This is a genomic window from Paenibacillus sp. Y951 (assembly GCF_056786395.1).
Genome location: NZ_JBXCIY010000006.1, coordinates 154,502 through 178,115, shown reverse-complemented (window position 1 = coordinate 178,115; position 23,614 = coordinate 154,502). Strand labels below are relative to the sequence as shown.

20 protein-coding genes and 1 pseudogene are annotated in these 23,614 nt (G+C 38.3%); 18 read left to right on the top strand and 3 right to left on the bottom strand.

What is annotated here, in order from left to right; genetic code table 11:
* The first annotated feature begins 163 nt into the window (after positions 1-163).
* From AC1TPB_RS10980 to AC1TPB_RS10965, 4 genes are all read left to right on the top strand, one after another.
* Positions 164-1,486, top strand: coding sequence for a hemolysin family protein (locus tag AC1TPB_RS10980; RefSeq protein ID WP_482076515.1), 1,323 nt, complete (start codon positions 164-166; stop codon positions 1,484-1,486).
* 140 nt (positions 1,487-1,626) lie between these two features.
* Positions 1,627-1,758, top strand: a complete 132-nt coding sequence (locus AC1TPB_RS10975) for a hypothetical protein (protein WP_482076514.1) — start codon at positions 1,627-1,629, stop codon at positions 1,756-1,758.
* A 111-nt stretch (positions 1,759-1,869) separates the two neighbouring features.
* Positions 1,870-2,478, top strand: coding sequence for a TetR/AcrR family transcriptional regulator (locus AC1TPB_RS10970; protein WP_482076513.1), 609 nt, complete (start codon positions 1,870-1,872; stop codon positions 2,476-2,478).
* Positions 2,465-3,133, top strand: a complete 669-nt coding sequence (locus tag AC1TPB_RS10965; protein WP_482076512.1) for an MBL fold metallo-hydrolase — start codon at positions 2,465-2,467, stop codon at positions 3,131-3,133. Before AC1TPB_RS10970 ends, AC1TPB_RS10965 begins: the two co-directional genes overlap by 14 nt.
* A gap of 265 nt (positions 3,134-3,398) precedes the next feature.
* Here the strand turns inward: AC1TPB_RS10965 and AC1TPB_RS10960 are convergent, their stop codons facing one another.
* A complete protein-coding gene (locus tag AC1TPB_RS10960) occupies positions 3,399-4,460 on the bottom strand; it encodes an LLM class flavin-dependent oxidoreductase (RefSeq protein ID WP_482076511.1) in 1,062 nt (353 codons plus the stop codon).
* Positions 4,461-4,579: 119 nt separating this feature from the next.
* On the opposite strand from AC1TPB_RS10960, the gene AC1TPB_RS10955 reads away from it, so the two are divergent.
* A complete protein-coding gene (locus AC1TPB_RS10955; protein WP_482076510.1) occupies positions 4,580-4,849 on the top strand; it encodes a hypothetical protein in 270 nt (89 codons plus the stop codon).
* On the opposite strand, the gene AC1TPB_RS10950 is transcribed toward AC1TPB_RS10955, so the two are convergent.
* Positions 4,764-5,702 carry a ring-cleaving dioxygenase gene (locus AC1TPB_RS10950; RefSeq protein ID WP_482076509.1) on the bottom strand — a complete coding sequence of 313 codons (939 nt, stop codon included), beginning with the start codon at positions 5,700-5,702 and terminating at the stop codon, positions 4,764-4,766. The genes AC1TPB_RS10955 and AC1TPB_RS10950 overlap by 86 nt on opposite strands.
* Before the next feature lie 51 nt (positions 5,703-5,753).
* Entirely contained in the window at positions 5,754-6,200 is a 447-nt protein-coding gene (locus AC1TPB_RS10945) for a MarR family winged helix-turn-helix transcriptional regulator (protein ID WP_482076508.1), read from the bottom strand.
* A gap of 465 nt (positions 6,201-6,665) precedes the next feature.
* On the opposite strand from AC1TPB_RS10945, the gene AC1TPB_RS10940 reads away from it, so the two are divergent.
* The 13 genes and pseudogenes from AC1TPB_RS10940 to AC1TPB_RS10880 all read left to right on the top strand — a co-directional run bounded on the left by AC1TPB_RS10940 (position 6,666) and on the right by AC1TPB_RS10880 (position 23,551).
* A complete protein-coding gene (locus AC1TPB_RS10940; RefSeq protein ID WP_482076507.1) occupies positions 6,666-7,226 on the top strand; it encodes a GNAT family N-acetyltransferase in 561 nt (186 codons plus the stop codon).
* Between the two features lie 22 nt (positions 7,227-7,248).
* Positions 7,249-8,730, top strand: coding sequence for a methyl-accepting chemotaxis protein (locus AC1TPB_RS10935; RefSeq protein WP_482076506.1), 1,482 nt, complete (start codon positions 7,249-7,251; stop codon positions 8,728-8,730).
* A 266-nt stretch (positions 8,731-8,996) separates the two neighbouring features.
* On the top strand, positions 8,997-9,644 hold the full coding sequence (locus AC1TPB_RS10930) for a TetR/AcrR family transcriptional regulator (protein ID WP_482076505.1): 648 nt from the start codon (positions 8,997-8,999) through the stop codon (positions 9,642-9,644).
* A gap of 78 nt (positions 9,645-9,722) precedes the next feature.
* A complete protein-coding gene (locus AC1TPB_RS10925; RefSeq protein WP_482076504.1) occupies positions 9,723-11,012 on the top strand; it encodes an MFS transporter in 1,290 nt (429 codons plus the stop codon).
* A gap of 168 nt (positions 11,013-11,180) precedes the next feature.
* Positions 11,181-11,354, top strand: coding sequence for a hypothetical protein (locus AC1TPB_RS10920; RefSeq protein WP_482076503.1), 174 nt, complete (start codon positions 11,181-11,183; stop codon positions 11,352-11,354).
* A gap of 145 nt (positions 11,355-11,499) precedes the next feature.
* Entirely contained in the window at positions 11,500-13,080 is a 1,581-nt protein-coding gene (locus tag AC1TPB_RS10915; RefSeq protein WP_482076502.1) for a response regulator, read from the top strand.
* Between the two features lie 17 nt (positions 13,081-13,097).
* Positions 13,098-14,828 carry a sensor histidine kinase gene (locus AC1TPB_RS10910; protein WP_482076501.1) on the top strand — a complete coding sequence of 577 codons (1,731 nt, stop codon included), beginning with the start codon at positions 13,098-13,100 and terminating at the stop codon, positions 14,826-14,828.
* Between the two features lie 201 nt (positions 14,829-15,029).
* Positions 15,030-16,706 (top strand): ABC transporter substrate-binding protein, encoded by a 1,677-nt coding sequence (locus AC1TPB_RS10905; RefSeq protein WP_482076500.1) that lies wholly within the window; start codon positions 15,030-15,032, stop codon positions 16,704-16,706.
* Between the two features lie 169 nt (positions 16,707-16,875).
* On the top strand, positions 16,876-17,772 hold the full coding sequence (locus tag AC1TPB_RS10900) for an ABC transporter permease (RefSeq protein ID WP_482076600.1): 897 nt from the start codon (positions 16,876-16,878) through the stop codon (positions 17,770-17,772).
* Between the two features lie 24 nt (positions 17,773-17,796).
* Positions 17,797-18,717: a carbohydrate ABC transporter permease gene (locus AC1TPB_RS10895; protein ID WP_482076499.1), complete on the top strand. Its 921-nt coding sequence runs from the start codon at positions 17,797-17,799 to the stop codon at positions 18,715-18,717.
* A gap of 92 nt (positions 18,718-18,809) precedes the next feature.
* Complete coding sequence (locus AC1TPB_RS10890; RefSeq protein ID WP_482076498.1) at positions 18,810-20,879, top strand: alpha-glucuronidase family glycosyl hydrolase; 2,070 nt, start codon at positions 18,810-18,812, stop codon at positions 20,877-20,879.
* Positions 20,880-21,007: 128 nt separating this feature from the next.
* Positions 21,008-21,994: pseudogene (locus AC1TPB_RS10885) on the top strand (endo-1,4-beta-xylanase); the annotation flags it as partial.
* Positions 21,986-23,551: a glycoside hydrolase family 43 protein gene (locus AC1TPB_RS10880; protein WP_482076599.1), complete on the top strand. Its 1,566-nt coding sequence runs from the start codon at positions 21,986-21,988 to the stop codon at positions 23,549-23,551. The pseudogene AC1TPB_RS10885 and the gene AC1TPB_RS10880, both read left to right, overlap by 9 nt.
* Positions 23,552-23,614 lie beyond the last annotated feature (63 nt).

The following is a 23,614-nucleotide window of genomic DNA, read 5'->3' as shown; positions in this document are numbered from 1 at the left end:
GTATGATTTCGATATGAGCATTGACTATTTGCTAGGGATATATGCAATACCCATTACGTTTATTCCTTAAGTAACATATGTCATCTGCAATATGATCGAATGAAGCAAGTAGGATCATCATATTGTAGGAGGTGGAGTCTTACTATTATAGTAAGGCGAAGAATTGACACTAATTAATATTATTATATTTACGGTGCTTATTATATTTACGGCATTTTTTGTGGCAACCGAATTTGCCATTGTAAAGGTTAGACATTCGAGGATTGATCAGCTAGTTGCCGAAGGCAAGAAAGGTGCGACGTCTGCTAAGCATGTCGTTGCGCACTTGGATGAATATTTATCGGCTTGTCAATTAGGTATTACCGTTACAGCACTAGGTATTGGTATGGTCGGAGAATCTACTTTTTCATTTATACTACATCCTGCATTTGAAGCATTAGGGCTTCCAACGAATTTAATTCATGTATTCACTATTGGTACTGCTTTTATGATGGCTACCTTTTTACATGTAGTTGTCGGAGAACTGGCTCCTAAGACGGTAGCTATTCAGAAGGCAGAGGCAGTAACACTGTTATTCGCTAGACCAATAATGATATTCTATAAAATATTGTTCCCGTTTATCTGGTTCTTGAACGGTTCTGCACGTATCCTTATCGGTATTTTCGGATTGAAACCAGCAAGTGAACATGAGGTCTCTCATACACAAGAAGAGATTCGTTTACTAATTGCTGAAAGTAATAAATCAGGTGAAATTAACAATAGTGAGATGAATTTTGTTAATAATGTATTTGAATTTGATGATACATTAGCACGTCAAATTATGATTCCACGAACAGAAATTGTTGGTTTTAATGTAAATACGCCGTATGAAGCTGTATTAAAGCGAGTTTCTCAAGAAAAATATACACGTTACCCTGTATTTGAAGGTGATCGTGACAATATTATCGGTTACTTTAATATTAAAGATTTACTTATTCAACGATTGAATAACCCAGCTGTTGTCTATGAATTAGCCCACTTTATTAATCCAGTTATCAACGTTATTGAAACGAAGCCAATTAAAGAAGTTCTGCAAAAAATGCAGAAAGAACGTATTACGATGGCAATTTTAGTCGACGAATATGGTGGTACTTCAGGGTTGGTTACGATTGAGGATATTATTGAAGAATTAGTCGGAGAAATAAGAGATGAATTTGATGGTGATGAAGTTTCTCATATTCGTAAAGTAGATGACGGTCACTATATTATAGATTCCAAAGTATTACTGCATGAGGTAGCTGAATTGTTGGGGATACCATTGGAGAATGACAATGTAGATACGCTAGGTGGATGGATCTACACGCAAAATGCTGATCTTGAGAAAGAGATGATCATTGCTCATGAGGGTTATGAATTCTCGATTAAACAGCAGAAAGGTCTCGTTCTTCAGTTTATCGAGGTGAAGAAGCAACCAGCACTAGAAGCGATAGAAGTGTTAGCTGAATAGCGTAAGTAATACATTTGCACATTATAAATTAGTTGAATAGCGTGAAGAGGACGAAAGGATTGAGTACTGTCATGTAGTTGAACTCAATCCTTTTTGTTGTATTTAATGCAATGATGACATTAAAAAGGAGTCTGATGAGGATGATAGCTCTGAAAAAGTGGAGTAAGCTAGTTACAACCTATCTGATTGGTGCAATCATCGTAATCTTTATTCTACTGAATCTATTGGGATTAGTGTTCATCATATTATTATGGCTTGCTGATCCGTTCTAAATGAATATGATTCCATCACTGCTGATAATGTAATGCTTATTGCCAGCATACAATTATTGTATTACAATATAACCAACGGTTACTAACCGATGGTTATAAGGAGGTTGAACAATGGAATCATCATTACAAGCAAGGGAACGCATTTTAATTGCTGCACAAAAGCTTTTTGCAACAAAGGGATATGAGCAAGTAACGGTCCGTGAGATCGCTAAGGAAGCGAACTGCTCACATACAAGCATTTATCTCTACTATCAAGATAAGAGAGAACTGCTTGGACAATTAGCACAACAACCATTAACGGAGCTATTACAACAATTTGAAAGCATACATAGTAGAAAAGAAGACACTGCCGAGCAGAAGCTCATTGAAATTGCTAAAGTATATGTAAAGTTTGGATTGTTACATCGTAATTTGTACCAGACTTTTATGACGATTGAAGCGGGGCGTGTAGATGAACCAGGTTCAGATTGGAAGATTAGCAAGCTGCGCCAACAACTCTTTCAATTATTACATGCTTCGGCTGCAGCACTTTTGGTACATTCAGAGGAAGATCATGTGTTAGCATTTAGTAGAATATTATTCTACCAGCTACATGGCACGATTACGACCTATGAAAACTCAATAGAAGATCTGGCTCAAATTGAAGAGAGGGTATTACCTCTAGTTGAAAAGAGCATCACCTATTTAATGAATGGAGTGAGCAGACATGAAGATAAGTAAAATCTCTCCACATATTTATAAGCTTGAAAAGTGGTTAATGATTAAAGTGAGTATATGGTTAGTCGTAAGTGATGATGGTGTATACATTATAGATACTGGAATTGCTTCGATGAGTAAAGATATACTGAAATCTGCAAGAAAGTTAGGTAATCTCCAAGCTATATTGCTAACACATGGGCATTCTGATCATACGGGTGGTATTCAAAATATATTGAAGGAAGAAAACATTCCAGTTTATGTTCATCAAGATGAGATTATGTACATGGAAGGGAAAGTACCATTTCCAAGAAGAAAGAAACTAGAATACAATGTTCCACCTAATCTTGTGCAACCGTTAGAAGAGAGTGATGGTCAGTTATTACCTATTGGTGATCTTGTCCCTTATTATACGCCAGGTCACTCACCTGGTCATGTTGCTTATTATCATGTTAGAGATAAGGTGCTTATTGCTGGAGATTTGTTGACTTCTAAGCGGGGGAAATTCACTAGACCTATGTCGATGTTTACTGCAGATATGACAGAAGCTATAGAGAGTAGTCGAATTATTGCGGAACTGGAGCCACAACTCGTAACTATTTGTCATAGCAATGATGTCCGGGATGCTGCATTGCAGCTAGATACGTATATAAGTAAATATGCCTCTAGAAAACTATAATAAGTGCTTGATGAGTGGATAATGTTCGAGAACGTTAACGATGCAGGTGAGCCAGCAGACAAGAGCAGGGAAAGGAGTGTACATTATTGTGGGAAATATTAAAGTAGAATTTGAAGCGAAAGCATTCGGATCGATTGAGGAAGCGGATTGTACGGATAGTTACAAAAGTAGTGTGGAAAAATGAAGATGTTAAAAACACCCTGAATGTTAGATCAAAAAGCTAACTTTCAGGGGACTGTCTTGCACTTGATGTATTCTTCATTAATTAGCTTTGTGCAGTATACTTTTTCACAGCTGGAATAATATCTCGACCGATAAGCTCAATGTTCTTCATCACTTTATTAAAAGGTACGCCACCGAAATCAATTTGTGCCATAAACCGTTGTTGACCAAAAAGTTCATATTGATACAATAACTTTTCAATAATTTGCTGTGGACTGCCAACCATTAGTGCATCTTGATAGTCGATCGCTTGATCGAATTGCTGTTTTGGATATCCGCTTCTTCTAATTGCAGTGAAGCCCGCATTAATATACGGATAGTATTCGTTCAGCGCATCCTGTGAATGTTCTGCTGTATAGAAAAGACTAGTTGTCGCAATAGGAAGCTCACTTGGATTATGTCCATTGTTTGTTGCTGCCTCTCGATAAGCTTCAACAGAGGCTCTGAAGTTTACTGCAGGACCACCAAGTGTAGTAAGCATCATCGGAATACCAGCTTCTCCAGCTTTAATCGCACTTGCAGGAGGGCCGCCAACGGCTCTCCATATTGGTAGATGACCATGAACAGGTTGTGGTAAAATCTCTGCGCGATGTAACGGTGCACGGAATTGACCTTCCCAGCTGACAGGTCCAGTAGTTTCATTCAATTTCACAAGCAGTTTTAATTTCTCTTCGAATAGCTCCTCATAATCATTCAGATCATAGCCAAACAATTCATATGCTCCAATGCGTGAGCCACGTCCTGCAACAATCTCTGTCCGACCACGAGAGATAAGATCTAATGTAGCAAAGTCTTCATATGTCCGAACTGGATCAGCGACGCTTAATACAGTAGCTGAGCTAGAAAGCTTGATGCGCTTCGTTGCTTGTGCAATGGCACCAAGCACAACAGTATGAGCTTGTGTCGTAAAGTAAGTTTGATGACTTTCACCGACTGCAAAAACATCAAGCCCAGCATCCTCAGCCAGCTTACTCGCATCAATGATTTCATGAAGTCGTTGCTCAGCACTAATCGGCTGACCAATCATCGAATGCGTCATATGATCTCCTAAAGTATAAAGTCCAAACTCCATGCCGCTCTGCGGTTGAATTCGATATTTTTCCATAATAGTACCTCCCAAAACTTATTCTTAACTGCCCGCTAAAACGAAACCCAGCAACATGTACGGTACGAGTACACAAGCGGACAATGTCCTGAGCACGATGTTTAATCACGAAGCTTTAAATGAAGGTTCAAAAAATGGGCTTTCAGAACCGAGAAGATGGAGTGCTACTTGAGAAAGGTGGAAGCGCAAGTGTACGTTATTGGTACACGCGAACCGCACTTTCCAAGTTCACTTCATATTCGATGTCGAATACGCTACGTCAGCATACTCATCGTTATCAAAGCCCATTTTTTGAACTACCTCTTATAGTGGTGATAATTTTGCTTCTATCTCAGCCCGCCTCGCTTCAAGAAACGGCGGTAGATCTAGATGTTTGCCAAGCTCTGTAATGTCTGAATCGACCATAAAGCCAGGACCATCCGTAGCGAGCTCGAACATAATATTGTTACGATCACGGAAGTAGACACTTGTAAAGTAGAAGCGTTCTACGACACCTGTTGTTGAATAGCCAAAACTTCTAATAATGTTATTCCACTGGGCAAGCTCCTGCTCATTAGCAACACGAATAGCTAGATGGTGGACGCTGCCTTTACCAGCACGCTCACGGGTTCCATCTTGCTCTGTTAATACAATTTCGCCCCATTGCTCGCCTTCGATAGCTTGCAAAATAACTGTTGATTCCGAGCTTGTTTTTTCTACGTATCCGAAAGTATCTCGTAGTAATTCAGCTGTTGCATTCAAGTTTCGAACAGATATACCGATAGGTCCCATGCCAAGAATATGATGCTCCTCTACTACAGAAGAGTCAGACCAATAACGCCAATGTTGGGGAATAGATAATCCTTCATTGCTTAATAGGACGATATTCAGTCCATCGGGATCTTGGAAGTGCAACGCATCATATCCGTGATACGTCGTTATTGCGCCATGATTAACATTCATCTCAGTTAGACGTTGCTCCCAGTACAAAAGGCTATTATAGGAAGGAACAAGCAGTCCGATCAAATTAATCGCATTCGTACCAGGCTGGGTATGTCCCGCCATCGGCATTTCGAAAAAAGTAAGCTCTGTACCAGGGCTGCCAATTTCATCACCGTAAAAAAGATGATACATATCGGGTGAGTCTTGATTAACGGTTTTCTTTACTAAGCGAAGACCTAATGCGCCAGTGTAAAATTGCATGTTTTGTGCAGCGTTTTTCGTTAGCATCGATGTGTGGTGATGACCTAATATTTTTGTCATAGTAATATCTCCTTTTTTCAGTTGATTAGTCAAGTGATGGCTGTAAAGTAACTACGATAATGGAGGTAATTGCTTATGCTCGCTATTTTTATGAACCTTCGTTAGAAGGGTATAAAGTGTTTTCAATTCTTCGTCAGTTAATGCTTCCTTGAAAAAAGAGGTCTGAAACGCAAGCTGTTCAGGCATGGATATATCTAGAATGTCCTTACCTTTAGTACTTAACACAATCGTTTTTGTTTTCCAATCTTGCTTACGAATAATATATCCATCCTGCTCTAATCGGGCTAACATTCGGGACATTCCACCTTGAGTAACGATAACTTTTTCGGCAAGTTCAGATTGCGTTAATGGTTGAAAGGTACGAATTTGCATAAGAACATCGAACTGAGCTGTAGTTAGCTGAAATCTTTTTAGAAAATCATTCGATAATTGGTTACTCTGATTACTAAATCGCATTAACCTTAACCATGTTAATGAACCAAGTGTATGCTGTTCCATCTCATCAGCTCCTAAAACTTTTCATAACTACTTGAATTACTACTTTGTAAATGAAAAGTAGCATCGAAAGCAAATCCTAAAACTTTTCATAACTACTTGAGATACTTCAATGCAATGAAAAGTAGCATCGTAAGCGTGGGCTAAAACTATTCATAAACGTGTTTGTTTTGTTCTTACTATCACTTTACTACGCAAGTGAAAGAAAAGCAAGAAAATTATCTTTGAATTAAGATTTAAATCTAATTAACTAAGTTGTGAATACTTTGGGAGTAGGCTAATATTAAAGTAGCTATTTTTTGTTGATATTTATCACATAAAAAAAAGCTGAATGTTAGAATTAATATTTATTATTGAATTTATTGTAAATTAGTTCGCTAGCTACTTATTTTATGTTATATAATATAACATAATAAGAGATGTCTTTGTAAAAATAGATAAAGATTAATGGGAGTGAATGGAGCTAATATGTACAAAAAAGTCGAAAATGAATTGGATCTTGCCATGTTTAATGGCATTTGGACAACGGTGTGGAGAGAAAAAGGATATGAATTAGAATTTAGTGATGAAGTTCTTGAGCAAAATATAATTTCGACAAAAACAGGAGAATTTGTCGGAACAGCAGAATTAAAACCATACATAGCCGATGAACACCAGAAAATTAATGAGATTGCCCCTTTTCATAAACATCCATGGATTAATGAATCTAATGGAAGAGTAGCTGAAATTGATAAAATCGCAATTTTAAAAACATTTCGAGGTAAAGGAGAACATATTGCTTTAATTTTGTCATCTATTGTACATAGCTCGGCACAGTTTCAATTAAAGTATTTAGTATCATTAATGGAACCCATTTTTATGAGAGCTTTGAGAATCACCTTTAAGGTTCCGCTACAGCAGGTAGGTGAAAAAACGTTCTATAAGGGTGATCATGTTATTCCTGTTATTCTTGATGTCGGTTATGTAATCGAGCATGCTGAGGAATTTTCATGGTATGTGCATCCCGCAGTAATGCAACCAAGTTATTAATTTATGTAGAGGCGGACGAGAAATGAATCAAGGATTATCAGAATTAGACAAAAGGAATAGGTTATTAATTGGAATTGTGTGGGCAGTGCTTGCACTTGGTGTCATAACCGATATTAGTATTGGTCTAGGATGGGAAATGATTATATTACTTGTAGTAGTAGGGTCTATTATTAATATTATTGCAACAGCGATGACGTTTATAAAGTCACTTAGTGCATATGTTAAATATGTTTTGCCATTTGGATTAAATGCCATTGCTGCAGTATTAATCATATCTGATCCTGAGCCAATTATTAGCACTTACTTTCTAATATATGTGAATTTGGGTGTCATATCGCTTTATGCTGACTACCGTCCACTAGTATTAACGGGTATTCTAGGGGGAGCAGTTACAACGTATATTTACTTGGATCCTTTTATCCAACAACGTTTATTCCCTGATGAATCGCTGTTATTCCTATATTTATATTTGTTTTTTGCGACGTTAACTCTATCCGCATCGGCGCATTTCACACTACGCTTGCAGCGTGAGGTAGAGAAAAATGAAGATGAAGCCATTCATGCTAGAAAATTAGCAGAGCAATTAATCGAAAAAATGAAATCATCCATTCTAATGCTAAATGTTTTCAGTTCTTCCCAGAAGGAGCAGGTTCATACGGCTAGTTCTATTTCCAAGGAAGTAACGACGACATTTGGAGAGATGAGCGTATCTGTTGAGCAGCAAACTAATCATATTATATCCATTAACGAGTCCACTCAACGTATCGATCATGATATTAAAGAAATGGCAGAGAGCTCCGCATTAATGGATGAGTACACTCAAAATAATGCTCATCTTAATGAAAGTAATACTTTTAAGATGCAGCAGGTTAGCGAAGAGATGAAGCAACTACGTCAATCTACAGAACAAACATTGGAAGAAATGAAAGAGCTACGAGCGAAAAATGAACATGTTAGCAAAATTGTTGATACGATTAATGATATTGCTAAACAAATTCATTTGTTAGCGTTAAATGCTGCGATTGAAGCTGCACGAGCTGGGGAACATGGAAAAGGGTTTGCCGTTGTGTCTGGTGAAGTAAGTAAGCTGGCAGATCATACAAAACATTCGGTGGAAGAAATAAGTGAACTTCTGTCCAACATTCATCATAGTATTGATTCTGTTTATCAATATGTGGAGCAAGGAAATAACTCGGTTGTTAGAAGTGATCACTCGCTTCAAAGTGCGAATGAAGTATTAGAGCATGTTCAAACGAATACAAAGCTTGCTACTGAGCAAACGATGAAAGTAACTGAATCGACGAAGCGTCTTGGCAATCAATCGTCCTTGCTTGCTGATAGTATGAACAGTATTTCAGCTACGACGCAGCAAAATATGGCTGCTGTAGAAGAAGTTAATGCTAATATGGAATTGCAATATGCTAATATGGAAAATATGGTTGAGCAATATGACCAGCTAGATCAATTATTGCATGAGCTTAAGGAATTAGTAGAACGTAAATAAAATATAAAAATGACCATATACTAACTTGAACTCTACATTTAAGAGGACTAACCAATGGTGAAACAATGATCGTAATGTGTTCCCTACAGCCGAGTGTTTATTGGAAAGTGGCTTTGCCACAGACATCCGATAGATGCTCGGTTTTTCACTTTTAAATTTAAATATAAAATTAAGCAATTAGACTACTAATAACATTGACAATAAAAGGATAAATTGTTACCATCATAATAGACTGACGGTCGGTCTGTTATGGTGGAGGTTAGATTATGAGAATAACGAAAAAACCGGAAGAACGTAAACAAGAAATATTGGACGCTGCGGCTATATTGTTTACAACGAAAGGCTATGGGAAAACGACTATTAACGATATATTGCAAGCAGTAGGTATTGCCAAAGGAACGTTTTATTATCATTTTCAATCGAAAGAAGAAGTGATGGATGCCATTGTCATGCAATTCATTAATCAAGGAGTCACTGTCGCTCAGCACATCATGAATGATTCGACATTGAACGCACATGAGAAGATGTTCCGTATACTCGGTGCGCAAAGTCATGAAACTGATCATAAAGGGGAAATGATCGAGCAGCTCCATCAGATTAACAATGCAGAAATGCATCAAAAAAGCTTAGTAGAGACGATTATTAGATTAACCCCGATTTTGACAGAGGTTGTGGAGCAAGGCATTCGAGAGGGGATTTATGATACACCTGCACCACGTGAAGTGATTGAGTTTCTATTGGTATCCTCACAGTTTTTGTTAGATCGCGGAATTTTTCCATGGAATGCTGAGGAACTCGTGAAGAAGGCACACGCCTTAGCTTATATGATCGAGAAGACATTAGGGGCACAAGAAGGAAGCTTTGCGTACATACCAATGATGTATGAACGTATGATCCAACAAGGGGAAGAATGAGACCGTAACAACAGTGCAGTTATTATTGCAGCCCAAAATCTTTCGGCTTGAAACTGACATGAAGGGTGGAAAGTATATATGGCGATTCAAAAGTCATTTGGGAAATTTCTGATTGTCTGGTTTGGTCAATTCATATCCTTAATTGGGATTGGTCTTACTGCATTTTCACTTAGTGTATATGCATTCGAGCGTACACAATCGGCAACAAGTGTGGCGTTAGTGACGCTATTCACATTTTTACCGTCGATCTTGTTAAGACCAATCGGAGGCATACTTGCTGATCGAATGGATCGGAGATTATTAATGATTATTGGTGATATTGGTGCGGCAGCAGGTCTAATATTTATCCTTATTATGTTGGAGGCTAGAGTGCTAGAGTTATGGCATATTTACGTAGGTGTAACGATAAGTTCTATTTTCTCAGCATTACATAGTCCAGCGTATAAAGCCTCTGCGACAGATTTATTGTCGGAGGAACAATACTCAAAAGGTAGTGGACTTGTGCAATTGGCGGAATCATCCAAATTTCTATTTGCTCCTGTTATTGCAGCGGTTTTGCTAAGTGTAACGACGATTGAGACGATTTTACTTATTAATATTGCTACTTTTATCGTTGCTATTGTAGCTGTATTTGTCATTAAGAAAGGCATAGCTGTTGATCGTTCAGATCAAGTCAATGGGCATTGGATGGATGAGTTTTTGGAAGGATGGTACACCATTAAGCGGAATAAGGGTGTATTGCTGCTTGTAATTATTATTTCTATGACTACGTTTTATATCGGCTTACTAGAAACATTAATTGGTCCGATGCTACTAAGCTTTACTGATGTACAAAGTCTAGGTGTTTTTCAATCGATAAGTGCTATCGGAATGCTCATTAGCAGTATCATTATTGGCATGGTGACGATTACGAAAAGGTATGTAAATATGTTAATTATCGGACTGATTGTAGGAGGTATTGCCTTCTCCTTACTTGGGTTGTCGACAAATATTATGTTCATAATGATTGCAGGTTTTATCTTCTTAGCGGCGCTACCTTTTGTTAATACGAGCGCAGATGTATTAGTACGACAGAACATACCTAATGAGAAACAAGGACGGGTATGGGGAATGATTGGAATTCTATCGCAGCTTGGATTCATTGCTGCTTATTGTTCAGCAGGGTATCTAGCTGATTATCTGTTTAATCCATGGCTTGCTGAAGATGGAGCACTAGCTTCGACAGTAGGAACCGTTATCGGCACAGGACCTGGTAGAGGAATAGGAATGATATTCATTATTGCGGGCATATTTGTAGCTATTATTGGCGTAGTAACCTCTCGACTTCGATCAATTCGTGAACTTGATCATGTTAAAAATGGTGGTTAACGAGGATAGTTAACTAATCATGTAGAATGATTATGTGACGAATGAGGAATCTATCAAGCATTTTTGTTGTATAAGCGTGACGGAATGTTAGGTAGGGAGCAGATTGAAGAAATATGTGATCACTTTAATATTATCAATTAATAACAGTAGTATATAGTAGGCTATACAATGAGTAGATCATGGTTATCGATAGGACGGTTATGTAACGTAACTGATCTCAAGATATCGTTGATCTACTTTTTTTGGATGAGCAGTAAAACAAAGCAATGGATGAATAGTGTTAAAGGTTATATTTATTGTAGTATGATAGGTATTGATCTCGATCATAGTATGATTAGATAAGGAGGCGAATTAGCATTATGCTATTTTCGCCAAGAGGATAAAGTATAATATTTACTATATAAAGTTTTAGCAATATGCTTTCGAAGCTACTTTTTATTACAGCCAGTATCTCAAGAAGTTCATAAAAAGTTCTAGGAGGTTGCATATGTACAAAGTATTGTTAGTTGATGATGAGATTTTCGTTCGAAAAGGAATTATAGGGTTAATGAATTGGAATGAGCTGCAATATGAGATTTGTGGCGAAGCAGAGAACGGCCTACAAGCTATTGAAATGATCGAACAGCTGAAGCCAGATCTTGTTATTGCTGATATTCGTATGCCGATATTAGATGGACTAGCCTTAATTAAGGAAGTGAATGAAAGAGGGAAGCACCGGCCATTATTTATTATTGTAAGTGGATATCATGATTTTTCATATGCGCAGCAAGCATTACGCTATCATGTATCAGATTATATATTGAAGCCCGTTGATGAGAAGGAGCTAGAAGCGACACTACGTCGTGTAGCTAGTACATTATCGAAAAAAAGATTAACGACATTAACAGGTGAAAAACCGTTAAATGAATCGGTTATTGAAACATTGCTGAATACGGAGTGTAGCGAGGAAGATGAAAAACAGCTAGCGGAAGCACTTCATATTCCAGTTAGCGGAAACTATTGCTATGTCATCGTGGAAATTCATGATGGTCAGTTGCGTAATGGTGATTATAACCATGAACTATTTAGTCAATTGGATCATCTATTGCGCAATATTATAGAAACGGTAGCCTATCATATTCCTATTCATGCTCTAGCAAAAAATCAATTCGGTTTGATCATACAAATGGATCTATTAAAGCAAGCGTTGCTAACATTTACTTTAGAAGAAGCACTTCGCTTATTACACTTAGCGCTAGTTAAAGGTGTAGAAGCACCGATTACGCTCTATATCGGGGCAGAGGTTAATCGACTAAAAGCAATCGCAAGCTCCGCGAGTTCCGCGAAAGAAGTCATCAAATACAAATTTGCTGAAGATGGTAAGCATGTTATTTTTGCTAACGATGTAAGTGGAACACCATTATATTACTTTGATATTGAAACAACTATATATAACAATTTACTTGAGCAAATAGAAGAGAATAAACATGATGCCTATGAACAAACGATTGAGCAAATGTTTCAGCAATTCAGATCAATGCGGTTTGCTCCGAGTGCAGTTGCGAATGCATTGACGCGTTGTACGATTGGAATTATTAATATTGTGCGGCAGATGGAGGGTCAGGAAGAGGAACTGACCTTACTTCCTGAAATGTTAGGCTGGCAGAAAAAGTATAGTAGATTATCTGAACTACAGGAAATCTTCCTTAGGTTTGTACAGGAGGCTTCGCAATATATATTGGAGCGACGCGGGGAGCAAGGGAAAGGTAGCATCGAGAAAATTAAGAAATACATCGATAATCATTATACTGAGAACATTAACTTAAAAGGAATTGCCGCTAAATTCTATATGAACTCCGTCTATCTAGGTCAACTATTTCGTAAGTCATACGGGTCGTATTTCAATGAATATTTATTGGGTATTCGCGTCGAAGAAGCAAAAAAATTACTAAGACAGACCGACTTACGTATGTATGAAGTAGCAGGAAAAGTAGGATTCCAAAATGCGGATTACTTTGTGACGCAATTTGAAAAGCTAGAAAAAATGACACCAACTGATTATCGCAACAAAGTATTAGGCAAAAAATAAATAGGTGGAGATGACAAGTGCGAAGATTTCATATTAATAATCTTAAGCTTAGAAACAAGCTTGTAGTCATTTATTTTTTATGTGTATTTATCCCGATTTTATTGACTAATGTTGTGTTTTACAATGTGACGACGAACAATATTAGAAATCAAAAAGCAGCGGATGCAGAACTGGCTCTAGAACAATTACAAAATGAATTACGTGTTGTTATTGAGGATGCGGCGGGTAGTGCTTATCTGTATTATATAGATCCAGTGCTCAATAGCCATTTGAATCAACATTATGAAACCAATGATCAGTATATTGCATCATTGGCTGCTATAAGAAGTATATTTAATCGCTCTGAAAAAGAATATAAGACGATAAGTTCTACACTTATTATGACGGATAACCCAACCATATTATCTTCAGGCAACATCATATCACTGAATGAAGAAATATTAAGCTCGCCATGGTATAAGGAGTTTTCGGCTAATAACAATTCATATCCTTATCTACATGTTACTGAAAAAAGCATAAGTATTATTCAAGCGTTAGACACTGAACAAACGGGTAAGTACGAGCATCTAATTAAAATTGATCTAAACATGGAATATGTTAAGCAATTGATGGAGCTTTCTAGCTTCCAAGGTAATGTTTACTTTATGAATGATGAAAAGAGCATACATTATAGTAACGACGCAGAGTTATCATTAGTAGCAGGTCCCATTAGTTTATCCAAGATTAAGCAACCACAGAAGGCATTAACCTTCTCCAAAACATATCGTAATAATCGATATCTCGGCGGTTGGTCATTATATGGTGTTGTAGATGAAGAGCAAATTCTGTCTGAAGTAAGTCAAACAGCACAGTTTATTGTTCTATTAGCGATCATTAATTTTGTCGTACCAACGATGATTATTACGATGATTTCCAGCTCGATTCACGTTCGCGTGAAAAAAATATTGAGCCATATGAAGAAAGTAAAAGGAAAAAACTTTGAACAAATTCCTTATGATCGTGCAAGAGATGAAATCGGTGAACTATCGGTAGAGTTTAATCGGATGATCGAGCGTATTGATAACTTAATTAACGATGTGTATGTCGCTGATATACAGAAGAAGGATCTTGAAATTAGGCAGCGTCAAGCACAGCTGCATGCGCTTCATAGTCAAATTAATCCCCACTTTTTATTCAATGCGCTAGAGACGATTCGTATGCGAAGTCTAATGAAAGGGGAGTCGGAAACGGCTCGAACGATTCAAAACATGGGGAAAATATTCCGTAAATCGATTTCATGGAAAAAAAGCTTTGTGACCATTCGTGAAGAAATCGAACTTATTGAGAGTTTCCTAGAAATTCAGAAGTATCGCTTTGGCGATAAGCTCCAGTTTCAAATTACGGTAGAGGATGCACTGAATAAACAGCTCATACCGAAAATGACCTTTTTGCCGTTTGTTGAAAATGCGAGTATCCATGGCATAGAAAGTAATCCTGGTATTGGCTTAATTACGATTCAGATTGCACATGAAGCTCAATCTATTGTTTTCGTTATTTCTGATAATGGAATGGGGATGAGTGAACATAAGTTAGGTGAATTACAAGCCTATTTCAGTGATGATCAGCAGATGGGTGATAATGTTGGAATGAAAAATGTATTTACTCGTCTACGCATCGTTTATGGTGACGACTTTACTTATAAGATGGAAAGTGAAGTAGGAGCGGGTACACGTGTCATGCTGCGACTTCCCATGAAAGATATGGAATAAGTAGTTGAATATTGCTGGTAATTGTCGTTTTTTGTAATTAAACATAGAAAAACTCGGAAAAAGCATAGAAATTTAAGCGATTTCACAAATATCTATGCTTTTCAAAGGACAATGTATAGTTTACTGGGTAACGAGTCCATCGTATTAGAATTATACTGAAAGTGCTTACAAAATAACATTACTAAAAGGGGGAACAAAGTTATGACTCAAAGAAAGTGGTTAAAGACAGGTCTTGCAGTTGTAATGGCATCAGTATTGCTTATTGCAGGCTGCGGAAGTAACGATGCGAACAACAAAGGAGCGAACTCCGGAGCAACAGGAGATGAGACAGCACCAGTAACGTATACGTACTTTAGCTTTGGTAGCAACAAAGATATTAATGCAAGTGATACAGACATCGGTAAGAAGTTGCAAGAACAAACAGGTGTTGACTGGAAAATGGAGTTTGCCGTAGGGGATGTAAGCACTAAATCAGGAGTTATGATTACGGGTGGAGATTATCCTGACGTTATCGTTCCTGAAGGTGAAATTGATAAATTGATTGATGCGGAAGCGTTCAGACCATTAAATGATTTGATCGAAGAGCATGCTCCAAATATTAAGCGTGTATACGGAGATTACATGGACAAATTTACAGCTGAAGATGGTAACATCTATGTTCTACCATTCTCTGCTGACCAAGGTTACATTAGTGATCCTAATATCGGTCAAGGTGCTTTCTGGATTCAACGTGGTGTATTGAAAGAATTCGGATATCCAGAAATCAAAACTTTAGATCAGTATTTTGATCTAATTGCAGAGTACAAAGCAAAATATCCTACTGTAGATGGTAAAGACAGCATTGGATTTATCACTTTTGCAGGTGTGAAGGATAACTTCTTCACCATTACTAATGCTCCAATGCACTTGGCTGGTTTCCCTAATGACGGCGGTGTAACCGTTGATATGGAAACTCATGATGCTAAAGTATATGCTGCAAGTGATATTGAAAAGCCTTGGTTACAAAAGCTTAATGAAATCAATGCTGCTGGATTATTCGATCCAGAAACATTTACAGCTAACAAAGACCAATATCTTGCAAAATTAACTTCTGGTCGTGTTCTAGGTTACTTTAACTACGGCTGGCAGGTTGGCGATGCGACAAACAACTTGAAGACTGCTGGTAATGATGATCTTCGTTATGTAGGACTTCCAATCGTATATGATGAGTCGATTACTGATCAATATATCGATCCACCAGCGTTTGTTAACAACCGTGGTGTTGGTATCTCTGTAAGTGCAAAAGATCCAGTTCGTATCATTAAATACTTCGATAATCTTCTAACAGAAGAAAATCAAAAGCTAGTTCAATGGGGTGAAGAAGGCGTTACTTACTCCGTTAATGAAGAAGGTCGTTATGTTATGAATGATGAGCAAATTGCTAATCGTAATGACAATGAATTCAAACGCAGCTATGGTTGGTCTTACTTCGAGTACAGCTGGCCTCGTTATGGTAATAGCTCAGTATTCGAAGATGGTAATGCATATGCCGTAGGTAATCAACCTGAAGTTGCTAATGCAGGATACACAGAAGGTGACCAAGCTATTCTTAATGCATATAACATTCAAACATTTGCAGAACCATTCTCTGCTCCACAAGATCGTCCTTGGTTCCCAGCATGGAGTGTTAACAAGGAACAAGGTTCTGCTGAACAAATCTTCGAGCAAAAATCAGGAGATGTTCAACAAAAATACTTCCCTAAATTAGTCTTAGCAAAACCTGCTGAATTCGAATCTATTTGGAACGAATATGTTGCAGAATTCAGTAAACTTGATGTAGCTGGCTACGAAGCGTTCATGACAAATAATGTAAAAGAGCGTGTAGCTGGTAACTGGTAAGAAGATACAAATAAAGGGGAAAGCGGAGTTCGTTCTTCGCTTTTCCCTTCTCATAACAGTAACTTATTAACTCACGCAACTTTGTATTGCCGGAAGGGAGACTAATCAGGTGGAGAAACATACTGAACTAACTGTAACAGCTGCTGGTACCTCACGTTTTCAAAAATATATGACAGCATTATCCAAGCAAAAAATGCTAATGCTAATGTCTCTTCCTTTTCTTATTTGGGTATTTATTTTCAAATACGTTCCGCTTTGGGGATGGACAATTTCATTCCAAAAATTTAGACCATCAAGACGTTTTTTTGAACAACAATGGATTGGTTTAGATAACTTTAAGTTTCTATTCCAAGAAGAAGCGTTCTATCGTGTATTGCGAAATACATTAGTCATGAGTTCAATTAACTTAGTTTTAGGATTCATAACTGCAATTGTTCTAGCTATTCTACTTAATGAGCTTAGAAGTGTTATGTTCAAACGTACTGTACAAACGATCAGTTATTTACCTCACTTTATTTCTTGGGTCGTTGCGGCCAATATTGTGCAATCAGCATTAGCACCAGAAGGTATCATTAATATTTTAATGTTAAAAATGAATCTAATTGATCAACCTGTTCTGTGGTTAGGTAAGGGTGAATACTTCTGGGGTATTCTAGGAGCTACAGAGGTTTGGAAAAATGTCGGCTGGAATACAATTATCTATCTAGCAGCAATTACAACGATAGATCCTTCGCAATATGAAGCAGCTGAAATTGATGGTGCAAGTCGTCTCCAACGTATTTTGCACATTACACTTCCAGGCATGAAATCGGTTATTGTAATCTTGTTGATCATGAATCTTGGGCATATTCTGGAATCTGGATTTGAGCCACAGTACCTACTAGGTAACGGTATGAACGTGGATTACTCCGAAAACCTTGATATATTCGTTTTGAAATACGGGATGAACATGGGTAACTACGGTTTGGCAACAGCAGCCGGCATGTTTAAAACCGTTGTCAGCTTCATCTTCCTCATGGCAGCTAACTCCGTAGCGAAGAAGCTAGGCGAGAGTAGACTGTACTAATCATCACGTAAGGAGGCTATAACGATGGGTCAAGCCAAATCATCACGTAAAGTGTACTCAACAGTACCTGATAAAATTTTCGATACATTTAATATTGTCTTTATGATAGGTTTAATGATCTTTACGCTATATCCATTTTTGAATATGTTCGCATTATCCTTTAATGAAGCTACTGATTCTATTCGTGGGGGAATTTACATTTGGCCTCGACAATGGACTTGGGCTAACTATGAATATATATTCAATGAATCATCTATTTTCTGGGCAACATTTATCTCTGCTGCTCGTACAATTATCGGTACAATTACATCAGTATTTGCAACGGCGATGCTAGCCTATACGATTAGTAGACCTGAATATTTACTACGTAAGTTTGTAACGATAGCATTTATTTTCACAATGTACTTCAGTGGTGGATTAATTCCTAACTATCTATTAACGAAAGAGTTAGGCCTGCTAGATTCCTTCTGGGTATATATCATTCCAGGTCTTGTCGGAGTATTTAATATGATCGTTATTCGATCATTCATCGAAGGACTGCCAGATGGTATTATGGAATCCGCGAGAATCGATGGAGCAGGTGAATTTACAACATTCATGAAAATTGTATTGCCGCTTACGATTCCAGCATTAGCAACAGTATCCTTATTTGTAGCGGTATATCAATGGAATTCATGGTTCGATGTATTCCTATATAACTCATCTAATCTTAAGCTGAGTACATTACAATATGAGTTAATGAAAATACTGTCCACATCAACGACATCAACAGGCACAACTGCGGGAGATGCCTTTGCTAATGCCCAAGGAAGTGCAACGGCTGTAACTCCAACTTCTATTCGTGCAACGATGACGATTGTGGCGAGCTTACCGATTATTGCCGTGTATCCGTTCTTGCAAAAGTATTTTGTGACGGGGATGACTGTAGGCGGAGTTAAGGGTTAAACAAAATAGATTGAAAATACTAGGGCTGTGTCCGTTCGATAGGTTTATTCGGACTTAAGACACAGCTTTTAGTCAACGAGAGGAACAATAGGATGAATAACAATGGTTATGAGGCTTGGTTAAGATATGATGCAATTGAGGACGAGCAACTAGTACATTCATATTGTAAATATATTAAGGAAATTATTGTTGCACCGCAGCTTGGCGCAGGTCCTATTCAATCAGCTATAGAAGAGCTTCAATTAGCGATTCCAAAGCTAGTGGGGATTACACCTACAATTAATGAAGGTAAAGCAGTTAATGATACTTTTCTAGTTGTTGGTACAAAGGATAGCAACTCGTATATTTCGGATGCGATTGTTGGCCCAATTGCAGCGTTAAGTAGTGATGAAGGTTATATTATTAAAACAATTACGAGTAAAAAGTCTTCATACATTGTCGTAGCTGGTGCCACAGAAAAAGCAATATTATATGGTGTGTTCCATCTGTTACGTCTCATGCAGCAGGGCGAAAGCCTAGAAGTATTGAACATTCAAGAAGCTCCTAAGTATAAACTACGAATGATTAATCATTGGGATAATATGGATGGTAGCATCGAGCGTGGTTATTCAGGTCAGTCTATTTTCTATCATAACAATGAGCTATTAGTAGATTCACCACGTGTACGAGATTATGCAAGATTAATGGCTTCGATCGGAATTAATAATATTACGATTAACAACGTTAATGTTCATCATCATGAAACATTTCTTATTACACAAAAACTACTACCGAAGGTTGCTCAATTTGCAGCGATTTTCCGTTCATATGGCATTACATTATTCCTTAGTGTGAACTATGCAGCTACAATAGAGCTTGGAGAAGTAGATTCTGCTGATCCATTAGATGAACGTGTGCAAGAGTGGTGGAAACGTAAAGCCGCTGAAGTATATGCTGCAATTCCAGACTTTGGTGGTTTCCTTGTAAAAGCAGATTCAGAGAATCGTCCTGGTCCATTTACTTATGGTAGAGATCATGCAGATGGAGCTAATATGCTTGCGGAAGCATTACAACCATTCGGTGGTTTAGTACTATGGAGATGTTTTGTCTATGATTGTCATCAAGATTGGAGAGATCGTTCTACTGATCGTGCGCGAGCAGCATATGATCATTTCAAACCATTAGATGGTCGCTTCTTAGATAATGTTATATTGCAAATTAAAAATGGTCCGATGGATTTCCAAGTTCGTGAACCAGTTTCACCATTATTCGGTGCAATGGAACAAACAAACCAAGTGATGGAATTCCAGATCACTCAAGAATATACAGGTCAACAACGTCATGTATGCTACCTAATCCCGCAGTGGAAAGAGGTACTACAGTTTGATACACATCATAAAGGCGAAGGCAGTACCGTTCAAGAAATCGCAGCGGGTAATGTCCATCCTTACTCACATAGCGGTATCGCTGCAGTAACGAGTATTGGTGATGATGACAACTGGACAGGACATCATCTGTCACAGGCGAATTTATATGGCTATGGTCGTCTATTATGGAATCCAGAACAATCTAGTGAACAAATTGCTGGGGAATGGACAGCGTTGACATTCGGTACGAATCGTCAAGTACAACAAATGATCAATACTTTCCTAATGGAATCTTGGTCGATCTATGAAAGCTATACTTCTCCTCTAGGAGTAGGCTGGATGGTCACACCTCATTATCACTATGGTCCAGATATTGATGGATATGAATATTCAAAATGGGGTACGTACCACTTTGCCGATCAAAAAGGAATCGGTGTTAATCGTACCGTTGCTGATGGAACAGGTTATATTGGGCAATACGAACAAGCAAATGCACAAATATTTGAAGATGTAAATACATGCCCAGATGAACTACTATTGTTCTTCCATCATGTTCCGTATACGCATGTGCTTCATTCAGGGAAAACAGTTATTCAGCATATCTATGATACGCATTTCACAGGAGTAGAGCGTGCCGAGTACTGGATTAGTCAGTGGAATGAGCTTAATGAAGTTGTGGATAGTGAGCGTCATGCTCATATATTAGGTAGACTTGAAGTGCAGCTAGAAAATGCTGAGCAATGGCGTGATATTGTCAATACGTATTTCTATCGAAAATCAGGCATTGAAGATGCAGCGGGCAGAACGATTTACTAATAGTGTAAGTTGAAAAAGTGGACTTTCAGATAGTAATGGAAGCAATCGAGAACATAGCGCATGGCTTTTCGCACTATTCCACCTTATGAAAAGAGCGAAGAGACATGAATAGTTGGAGGGGAAATTGGATGAGCAGTATTCCGAAATTATGGGAAGTTTATAAGTCCTATTTTGATATTGGTGCAGCAGTGAACCTTGAGACTATTAAAGGTTCAGAAAAACTACTAGCTACACATTTTAATAGCATTACGGCAGAAAATGATATGAAATTTGTTAATGTTCAGCCTGAAGAGAACCGCTATACATTTGAAGCGGGAGATGAATTACTAGCTTTTGCGAAGCAGCATGGCATGAAGATGAGAGGTCACACTTTAGTATGGCATAATCAGACGACGGATTGGATATTTGAGGGTGAAAATGGCGAACCAGCATCTCGTGAATTATTGCTATCTCGTATGAAAGCTCATATCGATACCGTTGTTGGCAGATATAAAGGAAGCATCTATGCTTGGGATGTTGTGAACGAGGTCATTGAGGATAAGAGTGACATATGGCTGCGTGATTCGCGTTGGCTACAAATTATCGGTGAAGATTTCATCGAGCATGCCTTCCGTTATGCACATGAGGCTGATCCGGATGCGCTGTTATTCTACAATGACTACAATGAATGCAATCCAGAGAAACGCGATAAAATTATTAAGCTTGTGAAGTCACTACAAGATCGTGGGGTACCTATTCATGGTATTGGCTTGCAAGGGCATTGGAATCTTTCAGGGCCAAGTATTGCAGACATTCGCGAAGCGATTGAGAAGTATGCAGCATTAGGACTGCAATTGCAATTTACTGAGTTAGATATTTCTGTTTTTGATTATGAAGATCGTCGGACGGATCTTACAGCACCAACAGCAGAAATACTAGCGAAGCAAGCAGAGCGCTATAAAGAAATTTTTGATTTATTCCGTGAATATAAAGATGTTATTACAGCTGTAACATTCTGGGGTGCAGCCGAGGACTACACTTGGCTTGATGATTTCCCAGTCAAAGGTCGTAAAAACTGGCCATTTGTATTTGATGAACAGCATGAGCCAAAGGATTCTTTCTGGCGCTTGGTCGATCATGAGCTGACAAGAACAATTGAATATACAAACCCAATTCTTCCAGGGTTTTATCCTGACCCAAGTGCGATTCGCGTTGGTGAAGATTATTATATGGTAACTAGTACATTCGAATACTTCCCTGGTGTGCCGATCTTTCATAGTAAAGATCTTGTCAACTGGAAGCAAATCGGGCATGTATTGACGAGGGAGAGTCAAGTCAATTTGCTTACTCGTAATAGCTCAGAAGGAATATACGCTCCTGTACTTCGTTATGATGATGGCTTGTTTTATATGATTACAACGGATGTATACGGCATCGGCAATTTCTATGTTACAGCGGCTGATCCAGCAGGTCCTTGGAGTGATCCGATTAAGATTCCTTATGGAAATATTGATCCATCGTTGTTCTTCGATGATGATGGTAAAGTGTATGTTTCTATTCAAGCTGGTTTTGGCGAAACCTCTCATATTATTCAATATGAGATAAATGTCGCTACAGGTGAGGCATTATCGGAGCCAGTTGTTGTATTCGAGGGCGATGAAGGTCCGTGGGTTGAAGGTCCACATTTATATAAAATTAACGGCATTTACTATATGATGACGGCTTCAGGTGGTACTGGTCCGATGCATCGCGAAATTATTGGACGTAGCAATCATCCGTATGGTCCCTTTGAAATGTTGGAGTATCCGATACTGACGCATAACGCGATCGAAGATCATCCTATTCAGTATACGGGTCATGCGGAGCTAATCGATGATATTGACGGCAACTGGTGGGCGCTATTTCTAGCGGTTCGTTTGCGTAATGATCGTGGCAGTGTACTAGGGCGTGAAACATATCTTGCACCGGTGACTTGGGTAGATGGCTGGCCGATGATTGATAATAATGAAGGTCATGTAGAACTAGCAATATCGGTTACCGTTCCGACACTACAACCTCGTGAGGATGTAGTTATGCAAGTCGCACCAGAAAAAAATGTAACGACATTCTCGGCACAGCAACCACTCCATATGGAGTGGATCTATACTCGTGTGCTGCCTTCTGAATCAGCGGTTTCATTGTGTAGCAACGATGGATGGCTAACATTAGTCGGTAATGAATATAGCTTGAAGGATGGCCAAAATAATTTATACGTATGCCGTCGTCAGCTTCATCATGCGATGCGCATTGAAACGTATATGGAGTTTGCTCCTGTAGTTGATGGGGAGCATGCAGGTATTGCCGCACGACTAAGTGACAATACGTTTTATGCTATAGGCGTAAGTCAGCAGGACGGACAATTCGGAATTGCTGCGATTACGATGAAGAATAAGCAGGAGGAAGCTAGCTTCCTCGCTGTTACGAAGCAAACAGGCGTATGGTTAGCTATTAACTCTACCGAAAAGCAATATGAGCTGCAATATTCACTGGATCGTAAGCAATGGCATTCGATTGCTAGTGCGGATGCTAGTCATATTTCACCAGATTCAGACGGTTCATTTACTGGTGTATGTATAGGGATGTTTGCTAACGGAACAAAGCAAGCTACAGCAGCCCCAGCTAAGTTCGAATATTTCCAATATGAAGCACGATAACTCAATCGTAGCTGAGCTAACTCCATAATCTTTTCATATCAATTGCTATATTAAAATTAATAA

What these genes read in the sequence shown, in the direction of transcription:
- AC1TPB_RS10975 (WP_482076514.1), top strand. Translation starts at nt 1,627, where the DNA reads ATGATAGCTCTGAAAAAGTGGAGTAAGCTAGTTACAACCTATCTGATT.
- AC1TPB_RS10970 (WP_482076513.1), top strand. Translation starts at nt 1,870, where the DNA reads ATGGAATCATCATTACAAGCAAGGGAACGCATTTTAATTGCTGCACAA.
- AC1TPB_RS10965 (WP_482076512.1), top strand. Translation starts at nt 2,465, where the DNA reads ATGAAGATAAGTAAAATCTCTCCACATATTTATAAGCTTGAAAAGTGG.
- AC1TPB_RS10960 (WP_482076511.1), bottom strand. Translation starts at nt 4,460, where the DNA reads ATGGAAAAATATCGAATTCAACCGCAGAGCGGCATGGAGTTTGGACTT.
- AC1TPB_RS10955 (WP_482076510.1), top strand. Translation starts at nt 4,580, where the DNA reads ATGAAGGTTCAAAAAATGGGCTTTCAGAACCGAGAAGATGGAGTGCTA.
- AC1TPB_RS10950 (WP_482076509.1), bottom strand. Translation starts at nt 5,702, where the DNA reads ATGACAAAAATATTAGGTCATCACCACACATCGATGCTAACGAAAAAC.
- AC1TPB_RS10945 (WP_482076508.1), bottom strand. Translation starts at nt 6,200, where the DNA reads ATGGAACAGCATACACTTGGTTCATTAACATGGTTAAGGTTAATGCGA.
- AC1TPB_RS10940 (WP_482076507.1), top strand. Translation starts at nt 6,666, where the DNA reads ATGTACAAAAAAGTCGAAAATGAATTGGATCTTGCCATGTTTAATGGC.
- AC1TPB_RS10935 (WP_482076506.1), top strand. Translation starts at nt 7,249, where the DNA reads ATGAATCAAGGATTATCAGAATTAGACAAAAGGAATAGGTTATTAATT.
- AC1TPB_RS10930 (WP_482076505.1), top strand. Translation starts at nt 8,997, where the DNA reads ATGAGAATAACGAAAAAACCGGAAGAACGTAAACAAGAAATATTGGAC.
- AC1TPB_RS10925 (WP_482076504.1), top strand. Translation starts at nt 9,723, where the DNA reads ATGGCGATTCAAAAGTCATTTGGGAAATTTCTGATTGTCTGGTTTGGT.
- AC1TPB_RS10920 (WP_482076503.1), top strand. Translation starts at nt 11,181, where the DNA reads ATGAGTAGATCATGGTTATCGATAGGACGGTTATGTAACGTAACTGAT.
- AC1TPB_RS10915 (WP_482076502.1), top strand. Translation starts at nt 11,500, where the DNA reads ATGTACAAAGTATTGTTAGTTGATGATGAGATTTTCGTTCGAAAAGGA.
- AC1TPB_RS10905 (WP_482076500.1), top strand. Translation starts at nt 15,030, where the DNA reads ATGACTCAAAGAAAGTGGTTAAAGACAGGTCTTGCAGTTGTAATGGCA.
- AC1TPB_RS10900 (WP_482076600.1), top strand. Translation starts at nt 16,876, where the DNA reads ATGACAGCATTATCCAAGCAAAAAATGCTAATGCTAATGTCTCTTCCT.
- AC1TPB_RS10895 (WP_482076499.1), top strand. Translation starts at nt 17,797, where the DNA reads ATGGGTCAAGCCAAATCATCACGTAAAGTGTACTCAACAGTACCTGAT.
- AC1TPB_RS10890 (WP_482076498.1), top strand. Translation starts at nt 18,810, where the DNA reads ATGAATAACAATGGTTATGAGGCTTGGTTAAGATATGATGCAATTGAG.